The organism is Youngiibacter fragilis 232.1, from assembly GCF_000495435.3.
Taxonomy (GTDB): domain Bacteria; phylum Bacillota; class Clostridia; order Clostridiales; family Clostridiaceae; genus Youngiibacter; species Youngiibacter fragilis.
Genome location: NZ_AXUN02000169.1, coordinates 1 through 18054, shown reverse-complemented (window position 1 = coordinate 18054; position 18054 = coordinate 1). Strand labels below are relative to the sequence as shown.

Here is an 18054-nt window from a genome sequence, read left to right as displayed (position 1 = left end):
TGATTTTTCTCCTTTCAGTCTGTCAAAGTAAATTTTTTTCTTTCAAGCTTATGTAGGTTCCATCACCTATTATGATATGGTCTAGAAGCTCGATTCCAATAATCTTGCCTGCTTCCCTGATCCTTTCGGTAGCAGCGATATCCTCGCTGCTCGGAGCAGGGTCCCCGGAGGGGTGGTTGTGTGCAAGGATTATAGATGATGCGCTCTTCCTGATTGCTTCCTTGAATATCTCCCGAGGATGCACGATCGATGAGTTAAGGCTTCCCACAGATGCGGATGTCACTCCGATCACCATGTTCTTTGTGTTCAGGAGGACCACCTTAAGCACTTCCTTCCGGTAGCTCCTCATCTCGACCATCAGGAGATTGGCTGCCGTATCAGGAGAAGTTATCCTCAATGAATCACCTGACCTGTAGGTCAGGAATCTCTTTGAAAGCTCAGCCACAGAGAGTATCTGGCATGCTTTTGCTTCCTTGATTCCCTTTACCTCCATGAGCTCCTCCTTGGAGGCCTCAAGCAGTCCGTTGATCCCACTGAATATGGAGATCAGCCGGTGAGACATCGCAATGACATTTTCATCCTTGGTTCCGGTACGGAGGATTACAGCGAGAAGTTCGCTGTTGGAAAGGCTTTCTGCCCCGTACCTGAGCAGTCTTTCCTGGGGTCTTTCCATTTCGGGCATATCCATGATCCTGTTTTCCATAAAAACCTCCTGGATTATGACCCGTTCCATCAACCTAGAATATCAAGTTCCTTGAGATTCTTGTACAGGGCATTCAGCGGCAGACCCATCACATTGTAATAGTCACCTCTGATCTCTTCTATATATTTCGAGCTTTCACCCTGTATGCCGTACCCTCCTGCCTTTCCTACCCAATCAAGGGTGTCAAGGTATTCCTCCATCTCAGCATCGGTCATTTTCATGAATTTGACATCAGTCCTTACCGAAAAGCTGCTGTCAGTACTACCGTCTGCTGAAGTGACCGAGATCCCGGAGTATACACTGTGCCATTTGCCTGACATTGACCTGATCATCAGAGAAGCAGCTTCCCTGTCAATAGGCTTGCCATAGATGGTACCATCAAGCGACACTATAGTGTCTGACCCGATAATTAGCACATCCTCTGAATTCATGTAAAGATCCCTGACACTATGGGATTTTGACCTCGACAGCTCAATTACATAGGCTGATTCGTCCCCCTTATAGGGAACAAGACTCTCATCGAAGCTGGAGACTGTGATCTCATATTCAGGCAGGATACGCCGCAGCAGTTCCTGTCTTCTTTCAGATGCCGATGCAAGGACAAATCTCAATGTTCCACCTCCAAAAGCATGGGACTCAAAATGAAACAGCCTGAGGCCGCTCCTTTTTCGTCTCATATAGTGTAACATTCACAATGACAATCTACAAGAACCATGATTTATTTTCAATGTTTTTTAAGACCCGTTGATTTTGAATTTGCAAAAGTAAATTCAGCCCTTCCAAATGCACCGGTGTGATTCCATGTGGAAAGATGTGGAAACCTATCAGAGGTATTAGTTATCTAAATGAGCGATAGCCCGAGCCGCTGTAAAGACAGGTTCATGGTATTCGAAAAGCCGGTGTCACTGCACCGGCTTTTCATTAGATGGGTTCGATATTGTGTTCTACCAGGCTTTGCTGGCTACTTCGAAGTATGACCTGTCGTGGAGGCATGCAGGGCACTTCGCAGGTGCTTCAAGACCCTCGAAGATGTATCCGCAGTTGTTGCACTTCCAAAGCACAGGCTCTGACCTCTTGAAGTATTCTCCGCTCCCTACAAGAGCTGCAAGTGTGCTGTATCTTTCCTCATGCTCCTTCTCAACCTTGGAGATATTGTCGAAGGCAAGCGCTACGTCATTGAATCCCTCTTCCCTTGCAGTCTTGGCAAATGATGGATAGAGATCCGTCCATTCCTCATGTTCGCCTGCAGCTGCAGCCTTAAGGTTAGATAGGGTGTCCTCGAATAGCCCTACAGGGTATGCTGCTGTGATTTCAAGCATGGTGTCATTGAGGTCCTTAACAAGGAACTTGTAGAATCTCTTTGCATGCTCCTTCTCATTTTCAGCTGTCTCGTTGAAAATGTCGGCAATCCTAAGATAACCTTCCTTCTTGGCTACACTCGCGTAGTATACGTACCTGCTTCTGGCCTGTGATTCCCCGGCAAAAGCCTTGAGAAGATTTTCAGCTGTCTTTGATCCCTTACATGAATTCATGTGCATTCCTCCTGTTTATAACGATTATAATATAATAATAGTTATTATTAGGTAAATTGTCAAGATGATAGGGAGAGATAAGTCAAGCATAGCGGTATTTGCTGCAACCTTAACGAAAATCCCCTGACATCCAAAACAACTGCACTGAAATATAACCATTATCACCTTAACCTTTATTATACCTCCTGCAGACTGAATAATATTCATCAGCAAGTATAATTTCTGTTAATTTTCAAATGACTGGTCGAATTTCATACAAAAGTTGAAAAGTTAGCTGCAGATGTCTTATAATTAACCGGATATGGGGGGATTTATTTGCTTGAATTGAATGATATAAGCTATATGGCCGGAAACAGGACGATACTTCAGGGTATCAGCTTCAATGTCAGGAAAGGCGAGCTGCTGATGGTCTCAGGACCATCAGGAAGCGGCAAGAGTACTCTGCTCAGGATAATAGGTGACCAGTTGTCCCCTGCATCAGGCAGCATAAGGCTGAATGGACGGAGCATCCTGGAATATAGGCCTGAGGAATACAGGCAGAAGGTATCTTATGTCTTCCAGACGCCGACGCTGTTCATGGATACAGTAATCGAAGACCTGGAGTTTCCATACAGGATCAGGTCCGCTGCTCCAGATATGGAAAGGATCAGGGAGCTGCTTCCTGAGGTAGGTCTGACTGAGGAAATTCTTCAAAAGGAGTCACGGGTAATTTCAGGAGGTGAAAAGCAGCGGGTCGCACTGCTAAGGAGCCTTCTCATAGCTCCAGACATACTCCTCCTTGATGAGGTAACAGCATCTCTAGACAGGGAGAATGCACGGATGATAGAAAATACGGTAAAATGCCTTTCAGCCAGAGGAATGACAATAATATGGGTGACCCATGACCCTGACCAGCTTGAGTTATCAGACAGGGTGCTTAGGATCCGAGACGGAAAGGTGGTGGAAAGCATTGCCTGAAGCAGAAATAAGCCTGTATTCACTCGCGTTCTCTTCAGTCCTTGTTGCCATATCCCTTACGATATCACTGAGGGAACATCTTAGGCTTGAGAAGGACATCATAATAAGCATACTGAGGGCTATAGTGCAGCTGGTTGCTGTGGGATATGTCCTGCAGTATGTATTCGGACTGGAGAGTTTCGTGTTCACGTTTTTCCTTCTGGCGACCATGATAATCAATGCGGCATATAATTCAAAGAAGCGCGGAAAAGGCATCGAGAATGCGTTCCTGATTTCATTCGCATCCATAGGTACCGGAACAGCAGTTACCCTGGGAATACTGGTCCTCACCGGAACACTGAGGTTCGTGCCGTCGCAGATGATCCCTGTAGGAGGGATGATCATAAGCAATTCGATGATTGCAATCGGGCTCTCCTACCGGTTCATGGGGACTGCCTTCAAGGACAGGAGGAGTGAAGTCGAGACAAAGCTTTCACTTGGAGCGTCTCCCTTCCTGGCATCACGGGAGATCGTAAAGGAATCAATCAGGACAGCGATGATGCCGACAGTGGATTCTGCAAAGACACTTGGGATCGTCTCCCTGCCCGGAATGATGTCAGGGCTCATACTTGCCGGAGCCAGCCCTCTCACTGCGATAAGGTATCAGATAATGGTTACCTTCATGCTCCTTTCAACGACTGCGATCGCAGCGTTCATAGCCTGTTATCTGGCTTACAGGGGGTATTTCAACTCAAGGAGCCAATTGAGGGCATAGAAAAAAGCAGCTGATTGAAGCTGCTTTTTTCTATGCCCTTAGCTCGTCTTATCATAATCCTTCATTAAAATTGAAAAGGCAGTAAGAAGCTTCTTCAGATTGTAATTGAAGATTGCTGTTTCTCCTGAAACGGTCTTTTCATCTGGAAGCTCCCGGTCAGGAAAGTCGATACCGATCAGTTTCCTCAGCATTATGTTGTTCTCCCTTGTCACAGGGTGTGACCTTCCTATCATGGCAAGCGATTCCAGATGGATGTATGCCCTCTCCGCCTGTCTTTCCATGCTCTGGAGATGCCTGGACTCACTGACATCATATCGCCTCAGGTACGGAATCTCCTCTGACAAGGCCTTGACCGAAGCCTTGAAGGCATCAAGGTCGTTTGTCAGGTCTGAAAGACCTTCATCCAGATCAAGGAAGAGCATCTCGGATATTGTAGCCGAGGCTGTATCCCTGAACTTCCGGAATGTCTCCCTTGTCGAGCGCATAAGGTCCGGCGGCGCTATTGCAAGGTTTATGAAGGTTGCGACTCCTATACCCATAAGAGTGTCAAGTATCCTCCGCATGGTATATTCCAGAGGCGTCACATCCCTTCTGCCCGCAATGATCAGGATGACTACGGAAGCGCTTATTCCGATTGACCTTTTTATACCGAGCCTGTTGCACGCATAAATGACCAGCATGACTCCAACTGACATCCTCACTGGATTGGACAGCGGCAGATAAAGCATCGCAAGGGCTGACATGGCACCCATGAAGGTACCGATTACCCTGTTGAAGCCAGCCTTGAGGCTTGATACCATTGATGTCTCGATGCAGATTACACTGGCGAATGTTATGTTGAATGCATCTGTGCCCGGGATGACGGTTGCCAGGAAGGACGAGGCAAGGACAGCAAGACCGGTCTTCACAGTCCTCATCCCGAAGTATTTTATGTGCAAACGCATCTACTCCTTTAAGGGTTCGTTGTCGTAGCTGATGTAATCGCTGAAGCTTCCGACGTAAAGACGGCTTTTCCTGCCAAGTTCATCAAACAGCATTATGTTAGTGCAGGCTGTGACACCCGATCCGCAGTGGAATATGACATCATCAAAGGCCAGTGCCTTTTTGAATGAAGCACTTATGAAATCCATATCCTTAAGCGAATTATCCGTGTTGAAGCATTTCCTGTAGAATATGTTGATGGTATTGGGTATCCGTCCTTTCTTCCTGTCGATTGGCTCGACAAGCCCTCTCCACCTTTCCTCGCTTCTGGAGTCTACAACTGCCTTGCCACCCAATTTGTCCTGCTTCGAGTATTCCAGGATCTCCTCATATGGGGCTGTCATTGTCTCATCAGGGACGAGTGTTATCGTCCCTTCTGCCGGTCCTGGGACCTTTGAATCCTTTTCCTCATCGCTGAATTCAGAGTAACCCTTCAAAAGAACGAAAATGTCCTTCATCCCGTAGTACTTAAGCATCCACCAGAGTCTGCCGGCACTGTCATTACCTCCGTTGTCATAGATCATTACGCTGGACCCGTCCCGCAGTCCGATTGACCTGAGCTTTTCCTGGAATACAGCCGTATCCGGCAGAGGATGCCTTCCCCCATGCTCAAGCACAGGACCTGCAAGGTCAAGGTCAAGATCGAGGTTGTATGAACCCCTGTAATGGTCCTCAAGGTATGCATCTCTCTTTCTTGCATCAATTACAGTGAGGCCGGTTTCGCTGCGTAAAAATCCGATATCCTTGAAATTGTTCATTCTTTACCTCCACGTGCCTATTTCAGCTCCCTGAGAACCTCAAGGAGAAGGTCGTAAGTCCTTGCGATTGAGGAGATGCTTATGTGCTCCTCAGGAGTATGCACATCATACATGTCAGGTCCCAGTGAGATCATGTCAAGACCATCGATCTTTTCAGACAGCAGCCCGCACTCTACTCCAGCATGTATAGCAGTCACTTCCGCATCTCTGCCGTAGAGTCTCCTGTAGGTGTCAAGGAACCTCTGCCTTATCTTTGAATCCTTGTCATAGTTCCAGCCCGGATATGATGAGCTGATCTCAGAGTCTGCACCATAGCTTGCAGAGAGTGTCCTGACCTTTTCAAGGGTAAGTTTTTTCCTTGTCTCCACGCTGCTTCGTACAGCAAACTCATACTTTACGCTGTCTTCCATTGTCTGCAGGACTCCTAGATTGAGGGATGTCTCCACAAGGCCTGGTATGTCCTGTGAAAAGTTCAGAACTCCATCAGGCAGAACAAGCAGCAGCTCTTCAGCTTTCCTTGTTGTCTCCTTGTCAAAGGTTTCCGCAGGGAGTGGCACAGCTTCTGCAGCAACTGTCAATCCCGGGTCCTGGGTCCTTATCTCTGATGCGGACACTCCTGCTACTGCAAGGACCTCATCATTGAAACCCTCGGCATCTCCTCTGACGACTACAAGGGCTTCGGACTCCCTGGGTATGGCGTTCATCTTGGAACCGCCGGAAATCTCAGCTATCCTTATGTCGTACTTCTTTGACAGATGATGGAGTATCCTTCCAAGTATCTTGTTGGAATTACCTCTTTCCTTGTGTATCTCCATTCCCGAATGGCCGCCCTTGAGTCCCTTGACCTGAATCCTGAAGGCACTTCCAACAGCAGCTTCCCGGACAACAGGCAGGCTTATTATCTGCCTTGCTCCTCCAGCGCAGCTGACCAGGAATACGCCTTCCTCTTCAGAATCAAGGTTTATGAGTGTCTTCCCCTTAAAATGCGATCCGTCGACTTTTGCTGCACCTAACAGCCCTGTCTCCTCCTCTACTGTCACAAGCACCTCAATGGGAGGATGAGGTATGTCATCGCTGTCAAGGATAGCGAGTGAATAAGCGACGGCTATCCCGTTGTCCGCTCCGAGCGTTGTGCCTGAAGCATATATGTAGTCATCTAATAGCCTCAGCCTTAACGGATCCGTCATGAAATCATGGACGGTATCCTTGTTCTTTTCATTGACCATGTCCATATGTCCCTGGAGTATCACTGCAGGAGAATTCTCGTAGCCTTTGGTTCCAGACTTCCTTATGATTATGTTAAGGACATCATCCTGAACAACCTGAAGTCCCCTTTCAATCGCGAAGTCCTTCAGATAGTCGCTTATGCCCTTTTCGTTGCCTGAGCCTCTTGGTATCATGGAGATCTCTTCAAAAAACCTCATCACCTTTTCAGGCTTAAGTCCTGTAAGCACACCCATTCCTATTCCTCCCTGAACTTATCCAGCAGCCCCTTGAACATGTCCCCGAGAGTAAGGCTGTCATCCTCGAAATATCCGGCTTCACCTTTTCCTTCGGCATCCTTTATCGAAAGACTTATCCTCTGCTTGTCGGCATTGACATCAAGGACCATGACCATGACTTCCTGACCTTCCTTAAGCGCTTCCTTCGGACTTGCAACATGTGAGACGCTGATTTCGCTGACATGCACGAAGCCTTCAAGTCCGCCGCCGATAGAAACGAATGCACCTGAGTCTATAAGTTTGGATACCTTGCCGGGGACAATATCTCCTCTCTTGACAGCAAGGCTCGTCCTCCATGGGTCTTCAGCCTTGTTCTTCAAGGAAAGTGAAATCCTGTCCTTCTTCCTGTCGATCTTCAGGATATGCACAGTGACCTTGTCACCGACTGCAACAACCTCTGAAGGGTCGCTGACCCTCTTGTACGAAAGGTCGCTTACGTGACAAAGGCCTGTAACTCCACCCAGGTCGATGAAAGCACCATAGGGAACTACGCTCTCAACTGTGCCTTCCACAGTATCCCCTTCCTTGAGAGTAAGGAGGAGCTTCTCCTTGAGCTTCCTGCTGTTATCAGCAAGGAAGGCTTTCCTTGAGAATATAAGCCTTCTGCCGTCCTCTTCATACTCAGCGACCTTGACATCAAGGACCTTCCCTTCAAATGCCCTGAGGTCCTCCACGAATCTGTCAGATGCCATGGATGCAGGCATGAAGCCCTCTATTCCCATATATGACATCCTGAGGCCGCCCTTGACAACTTCCTTGACCCTGACCTTGAGAGGCGTTCCGTTATCGAACGCTTCCTTTAGGCTGTCCCTTGAAAGCATGGCATCAGCCTTGATCTTCGACAGCTTCACATTCCCTTCTCCATCATCAGCCTTGAGGACGATAACATCAATGTCGTCGCCATTTGAAAACAATGAGGTGAGGTCTGCGTCATGGTCATCAGTAAGTTCATCCCGTGATACCACTCCATCGCTGAAATGGTTGATGTTGACGAATATCTCGTCCTTTGTTACCTTGATCACCTTGCCCTTCAGTATGTCGCCTTCATTCAGCCTTTTCACGGAATAGCTGTCCAGCGCATCATTCATTGACATTTCATTCTCTTCCTGCGGGTTGTTCCTGTTATCTTCCATCTTCAAATCACAGCACCTGCTGTCTCCTTAATTTAAACTAAGCTAATTATACATTTAATCCGCAAAATATAGAAGAAGCTGAGAAACTCAGCTTCAGCCGATATTATCCGATTTTCTTCTTTTCATTGATGAAGGTGTAGCAGTAGTCGATTATGTCGCTTCTCTTGATGATCCCTATGAAGACACCTTCATCATCTACGACAGGTACGAAGTTCTGGTTGCGGGCCAGTCCGATGATGCTGTCAATGTCAGCATTGATAGTCACGACCTCATGTACCTTCCTTCTTTCGATGTCCCTTACAAGAACCTTGTTGGTGTTCCTGAAGGACAGCCCCGGGGTGTTCTTGATCTTCCACAGAAGGTCTCCCTCGGTAAGCGTGCCGATGTATTTTCCATCCCTGTCAAGTATCGGGATCGCGGTATAGCTGTGATGCTCCATCCTTTCCAGGACCTGCCTCATCGTGGACTCCGTGTTCTCGTATATGATTTCGGATTTTGGTGTCAGAAAAAACGCTATGTTCATTAGTTGCCTTCTTTCTTAATTTATTATTCTTTCGTCAGATACATTTTACCATACCTCGGGCAGGTATTCGGAAAACGATGTCAAAGTTCAAAGTTTATTCAGATTCTTATTACGTTCGCCTTATCCTTCAGGTAGTCGATTTCACGCTCATGGCATGTGAATATGATATGCTGTCGGTTTACAGACATTGAAGAAAGATAGTCAAGTGTCCTCTCAAGCCTTTCCTTGTGATAATGTACGAAAGGTTCGTCCATTATCAGAGGGACCATCGTGTCCCCGAACATCATGTCGCAGGTCGCAAGCCTGAGAGCAAGATAAATCTGTTCGTATGCTCCCTTTGACAGGAATGTGCCTTCCCTTCTGAAACCATCCTCAAGGTATTCCATTGAAAAGAATTCATTCACACCGACAGACCTTTCCTTACCGGTCATCTCGCTGAAGATACGGCTGACTCTCCTGTCAAGCTCAGGACTGTAGCCCTTCCTGAATTCCCTGTAGCTTTCCCTGATTACCTCAAGGGCGAGCTTAAGGGACTTTTCCCTTTTTTCAAGGGCTGCAGCCTCGGTTTCAAGGGACAAAAGCTCATCTTCAGCCGAAATCAGGTTCATTGCACCAGATGCCGCATCAGAAAGGTTCCTTGACGCTTCACCGATAGACTCGGTGAGCAGTACCTCCCGGGCAGCGTTATCCTTGAGCCTCCTGTCAAGCTCCTCAGATGTCATTCCGGGCTCAAGTCCTAAATTGTCGATCAGCTCAAGCTCCTTCATTACCTCATCCTCATCTCTGTCACCGATGAGGCTCCTTATTGAAAGGTCCAGGGCATCCTGACGTTTTTCCAGGTTCTTCCTTTTCACGGACAGGGACTTCAGATATTCAAGATAAACACCGGTATCCTCCGGTGACCCTGAAAACCCGAAACGGGAAAGGCCGCCTGTGAGTGCCTGGTCGCTTGATTCGAGAGACAGAAGTGAAATTCCGGCTTCCTTCACCAGGGAATCCCTTCTTGCAGATACCTCTTTTTCAGCTGCTGACAGGGACTTGGCCTGATCGTATCTCATGAGGAAGTCATCCATGTCCCTGCTCATGGATGCTGCAAGTACCGAATCCCTGCGTTCGGAAAGGGATGAGAGCCTTCCCGCAAGCTCCCTGGCTTCCTCCTCATCCGGCATCATGTCGATGGCCTTCTTCGCCCTCAGCACTTCCACCGGGTCAAGCCCCAGCTCCCTGGACAGGGTGATTATCTCATCCTCAAGGATGTCGCTTCTTTTCAGGGCCCTGTGTTTCCAGGAGGATAAAACCCTTCTGCCAGCAAAGTATGACAATATGCATAGGGCACCAATTACTGCAGCATAGGGGTATTTTCTATCAAACAGGAAGAACAGGGCAAAAGAAATGAGGATTGAGGGCAGTATCAGTATTAAGCCTCCATTTGCAGGCTTAAGTATCGTAAGCTCCCTCTCATAGTCTGAAAGCAGACGCTTGAGGTCGCCTCTTCTGCCCGAAATCGCCTTCATCTCCCTCGAATCCGGTGAAAGGCTTCTTAGCCTTTCCGAAAGGGTGGCGATTTCCCTGTCCAGTGTCACCATTTCTCTCAGGGATTCATCAGTTGCGCTTCTGAACCAGGAGTATCCTTCCATCTCCATGGAGATGGCTGCAAGTTCCCTTTCAGCCTCAAAGGAGGATGCCATTGTTGCTTCATGCTCGTCCCTGAGCCTTGATATTTCGGTTTCAGAAGCCTCAAGCTCCCTGATGGAATCATCATCAGGTACTGACCCTAGCTCTATGCTTGAATTCTTAAGTGATTCAAGCTCAGACTTCATGCCCTTCAGTCTGAAGTATTCTTCCCGTATGCTCCCGAGCCTTAGCCTTTCCTTTGCAATATGAAGCTCCTGGTTTTCCTTCCTTAGTGTCTCCCTCTCACCAATGAGAGCCTTAAGCCTGTCTTCAAGGTCCTGGGCCTCATTCTTGCATCTCTTAGATGAAGCAAGCTGTTCCGCCAGTCTGATCCTTTTCTGGTAAATTGAATCCAGGCTGCCGGTTTTCCTCTGGTTCCTTATTTCCTTAAGTTCCTCCTCAATAACCTCCACTGCCTTGCTGTAGGATACATCCTCATCCCCGGTATCGATGAGGTTTGCAAGCCTCTGGACAAGGTCTTCGTCCCTCTCTTCGCTGAAGACAGATCCCGACTGTGGGATGAAGAGCGTCTTCAGGAATGCACCGCCTCCGATCCCGAGAATATCCCTGCCGGGTTCCTGCCCCCATGGAAGCTGACCGAAGTCTTCCTTCCTGTAGGACCGTGTCGAGTCCTCCTTCCTTGTGCTGCCAAGTCTCTTTTCTATCAGACAGACCTCATTGTCATGTTCAATCTCAAGTACGCCTGCAGCATGGCCGCCATCGAAAGGCAGCGACCTCTTCCTTATGGTCTCCCTGCCTGACTTTACTGATGCAAGTGACCCGTAGAGAGATACAGCCAGAAAATTGATCATGGTGCTTTTTCCCGCTTCATTTCCACCGTATATTATGTTTATTCCGTCCTCAAGCTCCACATCAATGTCCTTCAGCCTGCCGAACCTCGTGATCCTTAATCTCTTAACCCTCATCAGATATCCCTCTTGCATAGAGCCCTTGTGCCAAGCCTCATTGCCTCTTCAAGGATTTCCCTGTCATCACGGCCATCGGAAATGAGCTTTTCCATCCTGGCTGAAAAGATTCCAAGAAGCCCTTTTCCTTCTGCTTGATCCAAAGCCGGCATTGACCTATCGATGACCTCGCAGTCAAAAAGCTTCCTTGCCAGAAAGGACCTTATTATGGCCGCGTCTATTGTGGAATGACCGGGTACGTCCCCCTTCAGCACGAACCTGACTATGCTGTGTGGGTCATAGGCTCCACTGCCTGTTATTATGTCGCATACCTCCGTGCTTGATGATGCCCCTGTTATATCTACCTCTTCCACCAGGTATCTTCTGCCCGGAAGCTCCCTGAACATGAGGTCTGCACCGGATATGGATACTGTGCCTGTAATGCACCCTCTTGCACCTGATTCGTCAAAACCCCTGCCTTCAGGTATTCCGGCATAACCATAGAAGGTTCTCCCCTCCCGCAGTATGCCGGAAAATTCATGCCTGTGCCCCAGAGCGGCATAATCAAATCCGGATTCCGCTATCTCAACCGGTTTAATGGGATTATATGGATTTTCACTGCCTGACACTTCACCATGCATGACAAGTATCTTTACCCCATCGAATTGTGGAGCGCGGACTCCTGCAAGGAGGCTGCTTTTAACAGTTGGACTCCTGAAGCCTGCCCCGCATACCGCAGCACCAAGCTCAGGAAGGAACACCTCCTCATAATCAGAGAACACCTTGACGTTTCCAGGCAGTAAAGCCTTGGCATAGGGGCTTTGCGCCTCATAGGGGTCGTGGTTTCCGGGAGATATGAATATGTGGCCCGGAAACTGGGAGAATACCCTTGAAAGGTAATCCACCGTAGATTTCCTCACCCTCGCTGAATCGAATATATCCCCTGCAAGAAGGAGCAGGTCCGCCTTTACCCTGACTGCGTGGGCGACAAGGCCTCCAACAGACTGAAGGAGCTCTTCCCGCCTCTGCTCCCTGAAACTTCCCTTGTGTGATGACAGGGGGCTGTCCAGATGGAAGTCGCCGGACTGCACGATCTTAACACTATTCAAAACTATCGACCTCCAAAATATAGAACTCCAGTTCTATTCAATTATATCACACCCCGGCATGCATGGTGAAGCACGACTGGTCAGGGACTTAAAAAAAGGTGCAGGAGTGCACCTTTTTGAGTACTGTCAGTGTATTCAGTCCTTCTTTGTTTCATAGGATGATCCCGGTTCGCCGAAATGTCCGAATTTGATCCTTATCTTAAGGTCATCCAGATTATATTTCTCTACAGGGATTTCAAGTGTAATGGTGTTGTCATCTTCTGTGATGGCTGAGGAAGGTCTTTCCTTGTAGCCAAGCTCAACCAGTATATCCTCTTCGCCTGTGTCCTCCACATAGCTGAATGAATTGGGCTTGTCTTCTTCAGCATCGGAATGGTGTTCGTGGCGGGGTAGCTTGTCACCATAAGATTCAATTGCATCAAGGTCTGCATACTCTTCGGCTTCCGGCCCCATGTAGCCATACGTGTCAAGGAGGCTGCCCTTATCACCTTCGACCAGTTCTATACTTTCAGGCTCAGCATCAAGCTGCTTCAGCGCATCCTCCAGGAACTCCGTTTCAGGCTTTCCCGGAGAGGTTGGTATCGAATCCTCATAGGACTGTGCTGCGCCTTCCATATAGGTGAAGTCATCAAGAAGGTTTCCATTCCTCTCTTCAGGAATCAACACTACTGTATCCTCTGTCTGAGGTTGATCAGAAAGGGCTTCTTCAATTACCTCATCAGCGCTCAAAACCGGCGCTGTTGGAATCGGGCTGTATTCAATCTCTTTTTCATGATCCTCACTGTTAACAGGGGCTTTTGGAGCTAAAACCGTATTATCTGCTGATGCAGCCGGTTCTGGACTGATGTAGTCATCTCCACCGCCATATCCATAGGAGTCGAGAAGATTACCCATATCTGCGCCTGTCTCTGCCACTTCTGCCTCAATAACATCTCCTGCCCTTTCCAGAGCATCTTCCTCAACGGGACCTGGATCCTTTTCGGTAACAGTCTCAACTGACTCGTCGTAACCACCCTCTTCCGCACCCCTGTAGTCGAATGCATCGAGAAGGTCGCCTTTTTCACCAGCGTCAGGAGCGCTTACCTCCTGCTCGTCAGTATCTGCCTCAAGAAGGGCTTCCTCTATGATCTCCGTGTCTGACCTTGACTCTGATTCAGGAACTGATTCGTCGTAGGAGAGCTGTTCTTCACCTTTGTATCCGAAGCCATCAAGGAGGTCTCCCCTGTCTGAATCGTCTTCGGATATCTCATCAGAAGTGTCAGGTACATCAGCAAGGGCTTCTTCCATCAGTTCATCCTCTGTGATTTCAGCTGATACCGGTATCGAATCTTCATAGGACATCTCATCTTCTGCGTATTCTGATTCTTCATCCGGAGTATCTTCCAGATCCCTGATGTCAAACCCGCCCTTGGCAGCATAGGCAGCAAGCTCCTGAAGAGCGCTTATGAGCTCCCCCTTCTTTTCAAACCTGTAGCAGGTGTCCCTGTAAACGAAGCTGGGCTTTTTCTTTCCGCCTTTGTAATCCATGGTCTTGACGGTCACATCAGGTGCTTCCCTGGAAATCCTTCTTATAAGCTTTTCAAAATCCTTGTATCTTGGATTAATGTAGATCTTCATCTCACACCTCACTGTGTTCCTGCTTTTGCAGCCCTTTTTTTGTATTTCTCGAAACGCTTTTTCGTCTTCTCAATGAATTCTTCCTGTGCATTGAAGGCTTCTCCGCCGGTCTTTGTCCTCACGTATTTTCCGTCAGGCATCAGCTCCTTTGACTTTACATTGTCCCTCAGGTTGAAGTCGATGATCACCTTAAGCTTCTCCTTGCATTTCTTGTCCTGGACAGGAACCATTAGTTCGATCCTCTTGTTCAGGTTCCTTTCCATCCAGTCCGCTGATGAGATCAGAATGTCTTCTGTTCCTCCATTGAAGAAATAGAATATCCTTGAATGTTCAAGGAACCTGCCGACAATTGAGAACACCCTTATGTTCTCACTTGTTCCTTCTATCCCTGGTCTCAGGCAGCATATCCCCCTTATGATGAGTCTGATCTCCACACCGTCCTGTGAAGCAAGGTAGAGGTTCCTGATTATATCCTTGTCCACAAGAGAATTCATCTTGGCAACGATAAGGGCACGCCTGCCCTGCCTGGCATTACGCCGTTCATTCTCGATCCTCGCTATGAGTGAGCTGCGCATGTTGTCAGGAGCCAGCGATACGACCTTCATCATATGAGACTGGTATTGACCTGAAAGCATGTTGAAGAGGTCAGAGATGTCTGTAGCAAGGTCCTCGTTCGCACTGAACAGTCCTACGTCAGAATACAGCCGCGCAGTGACATCGTTATAGTTACCTGTGCCGACATGCACATACCTCTTTATCCTGTTATTCTCCCTTCTCACAATAAGCAGAGCCTTGCAGTGTGTCTTCATTCCGACTATCCCGTATATGACATGGCATCCCGCCTTCTCAAGTCTTCTCGCCCAGACGATGTTGTTCTGCTCATCGAATCTGGCCTTTAGCTCAACCAGCACTGTCACCTGCTTGCCGTTCTCAGCTGCCTCCGCAAGCGCCTCCACGATAGGTGAACGACCGCTCACCCTGTATAGTGTCTGCTTTATGGCAAGGACGTTAGGGTCTGCAGCGGCACTCTTTACAAACCTGATTATCGAATCGAAGGAGTCATAGGGATGGTGGACCAGCACGTCCTGCTTTGTGATGCTCTGGAACATGTCTTCGCTGAAGGTAAGCTCAGGCACCGGCAGAGGCTTTGTCTCTTCAAACTTCAGGTGCTCAAATCCCTGCATTGATGAGACCTTGAAGAGGTATGTCAGGTCCGGGGGTCCGTTGATGCTGAAAATGCTGTCAAGACCGAGCTCGAATTCCTCCCTGAGGTATCCCAGGAGATTCAGGGATACACCTCGTTCAACCTCCATCTTTATTACCCTTCCCCATTTCCTTTGCTTGAGGGTCTCCTTTATGACCTCCAGCAGGTCTTCGGCATCCTCTTCGTCATATTCCAGGTCTGCATTCCTTGATATCCTGTAGCATGAATAATCCAGTATCTCATGGGAATTGAACAGGTCCTTGAGGTTCATCTTTATAATGTCCTCAAGCAGCATGTAGCATTTCCTTCCTGACTCTTCTGAAGGGATATAGTGATACCTGTCAAGGACCGAGGGAACCTGTATCGTACCCACGAACTCCCTTCCCTCAGGCTTCTTCTCCCTCAGAAGCATAGCGATGTTCAGTGAATTGTTCATTATGAGCGGGAATGGCCTCGAGGAATCGATAACCATTGGAGTAAGTACCGGAAAAATGCTTTCCCAGTACAGGTCACTAACGTACTCCTTCTGCTTTTCAGTCAGCTCGTTCTGCTTCAGGAAGCTTATCTTGAGAACTGATAGTGCAGGAACAAGGTCTCTTGTGTAGCACTCGTAAAGGTCATCGAGAAGGAGCCTGGTCCTTTCGTTGATGGCCTTTGCCTGCTCAACAGGGCTTCTTCCCGACGGATCAGACCTTTCCAGCCCTGCATGTATCTGGTCTGAAAGCGAGCCATATCGTATCATGTAGAACTCATCCAGGTTCGACACGACGATCGCAGCAAACTTGATCCTCTCGAAAAGCGGATTATCGGTATTCCGGGCTTCGTCAAGAACCCTTTCGTTGAATTCGAGAAAGCTTATCTCCCTGTTTATGAAATTGCTGCTGGACAATACGACTTCAGACAAAAAAACCACCACCTAATATCTATATTTTAATTATATAGCATACTATGCCAGTATGTTTCAGAATAATGCAAAATTTAACATAATTGATGCAATTATTTCCAAAATGACGGCTGATTGCGCAATATTCAGTTCCATTACCTGACTATTTTCAGACATCAGATGATGGAATAGCGTATAATTAAAGGGAAATATCTATATGACGGGAAGGTGAACCGATGAGGCTGGGTATAATTGACATAGGCTCCAACTCAATGAGGCTTGTAATATATGAGGTGCAGGAGAAAAGCTACAAGATAATCGGCCAGATCAAGAGGTCGGCGAGGCTGGGTCAGGGTATGAAAGACGGTTATCTTGGCAGAGACAGGATGGATTACGCCATATCTGCCCTTGAGAGCTTCAAGGGGTACCTTGATTCAAGGGAAACCAGGGAGATAATAGCTGTTGCGACTGAAGCTGTGAGAAAATCGAAGAACAAGGAAGAGTTCCTGTCAAAGGCAAAGATAGCCCTTGGACGTGAGATCAAGGTGCTTTCCGGTGAAGAGGAAGCCTTCTATGACTATTATGCTACAGTCAACACCCTTGACCTGAAGGATTGCCTTATGTTTGACATAGGGGGAAGCAGCATGGAGATAGTCCACATCGAAAACAGGATCCTTCAGGATTCAATCTCGATACCGTTCGGATCGATATCTCTGACTGAGAAGTACAATCTCAAGTCTTCCCTGAAGAATGAGGCAAAGCTTTTGAAGTTCCTCGAGACCAGCCTGAATGCAGTGCCCTGGCTTAAGAATGCAGCAGGACTTCCGCTCGTCGGAATTGGGGGTTCAGTCCGTACACTCGGAAAGATCGACCGGTACAGGAAGGACTATGCCATGTTCATCGCCCATAACTATTCCCTTGAAAAGCAGGATGTCGATGAGATATATTCCCTTGTCAGGGATTACATCTGCAACAGCGGGAAAAAGGTCGCAGGTCTCGGGAGGGACAGGGAGGACATTTTCATAGGCTCCGTAGCTGCCGTTGGAAAGCTGATGGAGGTCACAGGCTCAAGGAAGCTGTTCGTGTCCGGTGCAGGAGTCAGGGATGGACTGCTTTTCGAGTATATCCTGGGAGGCAAGAAAAGGATCAAAAGCGTACTGGACTTTTCCCTCGACAACATCATAAACATACACATGTACCATGACTACGAAGGAAGGGAGCTGTTCAGGCACGCCTCGACGATGTATGCTGCCCTCTGCAGGAAATATCCGTACCTGACAGGAAACGGAAAGGTGCTGAAGACTGCCGCATACCTGTATGACATAGGAACCAGCCTCAACTATTTCCAGCGGGACAGGAATACCTTCTACAGCATATTGAACGCACCGATAAACGGGATATCGCAGAAGCAGATACTTATGGCTGCTGCAACTGCTACAACCACAAGCAACAATGACATCCTGAGGGACTACTTCAGCCGGAAGATGCTGACTGACAGGGATATCGCAACCATAGAGAAGCTTGGCATGCTGATCAAGGCGGCGGAGGCAATCAACCATGGCAGGCTTTCAAGCACTAAAATAACCTCATGCGTCGCAGGTGAAAAGGCACTTGAAATAACAGCAAGTGTAGCTGAAGACCCAAGGTTCAAGGAAGAGGAGATTGCTTCTCTGTCCTATCAGTTCAGGAAGGCGGTGGGTCTGGACCTCACTGTAAGGTTCGAGAGGACAGGACTGAAAGGGAAACCAGAGGCCAGGGTTCATGAATGGCTGGATTAAAGTGCTGATAAGCGGTTAATTGGTGCTGTTGCAAATCTAGA

The 18054-nt window shown here is 48.1% G+C and carries 15 protein-coding genes; 3 read left to right on the top strand and 12 right to left on the bottom strand.

Annotation, left to right across the window (positions count from 1 at the left end; all coding sequences use genetic code 11):
• Nucleotides 1-22: 22 nt before the first annotated feature.
• The 3 genes from radC to rbr form a co-directional block, all read right to left on the bottom strand.
• On the bottom strand, nt 23-703 hold the full coding sequence (gene radC / locus T472_RS08600; protein WP_023388645.1) for a RadC family protein: 681 nt from the start codon (nt 701-703) through the stop codon (nt 23-25).
• 29 nt (nt 704-732) lie between these two features.
• Nucleotides 733-1314 (bottom strand): Maf family protein, encoded by a 582-nt coding sequence (locus T472_RS08595; protein ID WP_023388644.1) that lies wholly within the window; start codon nt 1312-1314, stop codon nt 733-735.
• A gap of 333 nt (nt 1315-1647) precedes the next feature.
• Nucleotides 1648-2235 (bottom strand): rubrerythrin, encoded by a 588-nt coding sequence (gene rbr, locus T472_RS08590; RefSeq protein ID WP_023388643.1) that lies wholly within the window; start codon nt 2233-2235, stop codon nt 1648-1650.
• 315 nt (nt 2236-2550) lie between these two features.
• Between rbr and T472_RS08585 the strand changes: the two genes are divergently transcribed.
• Both T472_RS08585 and T472_RS08580 read left to right on the top strand, forming a co-directional pair.
• The gene (locus T472_RS08585; protein WP_023388642.1) at nt 2551-3192 is read left to right on the top strand and encodes an ABC transporter ATP-binding protein; all 642 of its coding nucleotides are present in this window, start codon (nt 2551-2553) and stop codon (nt 3190-3192) included.
• Complete coding sequence (locus T472_RS08580) at nt 3185-3946, top strand: ABC transporter permease (protein WP_023388641.1); 762 nt, start codon at nt 3185-3187, stop codon at nt 3944-3946. The genes T472_RS08585 and T472_RS08580 overlap by 8 nt, the downstream gene beginning before the upstream one ends.
• A 38-nt stretch (nt 3947-3984) precedes the next feature.
• On the opposite strand, the gene T472_RS08575 is transcribed toward T472_RS08580, so the two are convergent.
• The 9 genes from T472_RS08575 to ppk1 all read right to left on the bottom strand — a co-directional run bounded on the left by T472_RS08575 (nt 3985) and on the right by ppk1 (nt 16256).
• Entirely contained in the window at nt 3985-4884 is a 900-nt protein-coding gene (locus T472_RS08575; RefSeq protein ID WP_023388640.1) for an FUSC family protein, read from the bottom strand.
• 6 nt (nt 4885-4890) lie between these two features.
• Nucleotides 4891-5685, bottom strand: a complete 795-nt coding sequence (locus tag T472_RS08570; RefSeq protein WP_023388639.1) for a sulfurtransferase — start codon at nt 5683-5685, stop codon at nt 4891-4893.
• A 17-nt stretch (nt 5686-5702) separates the two neighbouring features.
• A complete protein-coding gene (locus tag T472_RS08565) occupies nt 5703-7145 on the bottom strand; it encodes an aminoacyl-histidine dipeptidase (RefSeq protein WP_023388638.1) in 1443 nt (480 codons plus the stop codon).
• Nucleotides 7146-7147: 2 nt separating this feature from the next.
• Nucleotides 7148-8320, bottom strand: a complete 1173-nt coding sequence (rpsA, locus tag T472_RS08560) for a 30S ribosomal protein S1 (protein ID WP_023388637.1) — start codon at nt 8318-8320, stop codon at nt 7148-7150.
• 103 nt (nt 8321-8423) lie between these two features.
• Nucleotides 8424-8843, bottom strand: a complete 420-nt coding sequence (locus T472_RS08555; RefSeq protein ID WP_023388636.1) for a CBS domain-containing protein — start codon at nt 8841-8843, stop codon at nt 8424-8426.
• Nucleotides 8844-8941: 98 nt separating this feature from the next.
• Nucleotides 8942-11443, bottom strand: coding sequence for an ATP-binding protein (locus tag T472_RS08550; RefSeq protein WP_023388635.1), 2502 nt, complete (start codon nt 11441-11443; stop codon nt 8942-8944).
• Nucleotides 11443-12531, bottom strand: a complete 1089-nt coding sequence (locus T472_RS08545) for a metallophosphoesterase family protein (protein WP_023388634.1) — start codon at nt 12529-12531, stop codon at nt 11443-11445. The genes T472_RS08550 and T472_RS08545 overlap by 1 nt, the downstream gene beginning before the upstream one ends.
• A 135-nt stretch (nt 12532-12666) precedes the next feature.
• Nucleotides 12667-14148 carry a midas domain-containing protein gene (locus T472_RS08540; protein ID WP_023388633.1) on the bottom strand — a complete coding sequence of 494 codons (1482 nt, stop codon included), beginning with the start codon at nt 14146-14148 and terminating at the stop codon, nt 12667-12669.
• An 8-nt stretch (nt 14149-14156) separates the two neighbouring features.
• A complete protein-coding gene (gene ppk1 / locus T472_RS08535; protein ID WP_023388632.1) occupies nt 14157-16256 on the bottom strand; it encodes a polyphosphate kinase 1 in 2100 nt (699 codons plus the stop codon).
• Nucleotides 16257-16471: 215 nt separating this feature from the next.
• Here ppk1 and T472_RS08530 point away from each other — a divergent pair, with 215 nt between their 5' ends.
• Nucleotides 16472-18013 carry a Ppx/GppA family phosphatase gene (locus T472_RS08530; protein ID WP_023388631.1) on the top strand — a complete coding sequence of 514 codons (1542 nt, stop codon included), beginning with the start codon at nt 16472-16474 and terminating at the stop codon, nt 18011-18013.
• Nucleotides 18014-18054 lie beyond the last annotated feature (41 nt).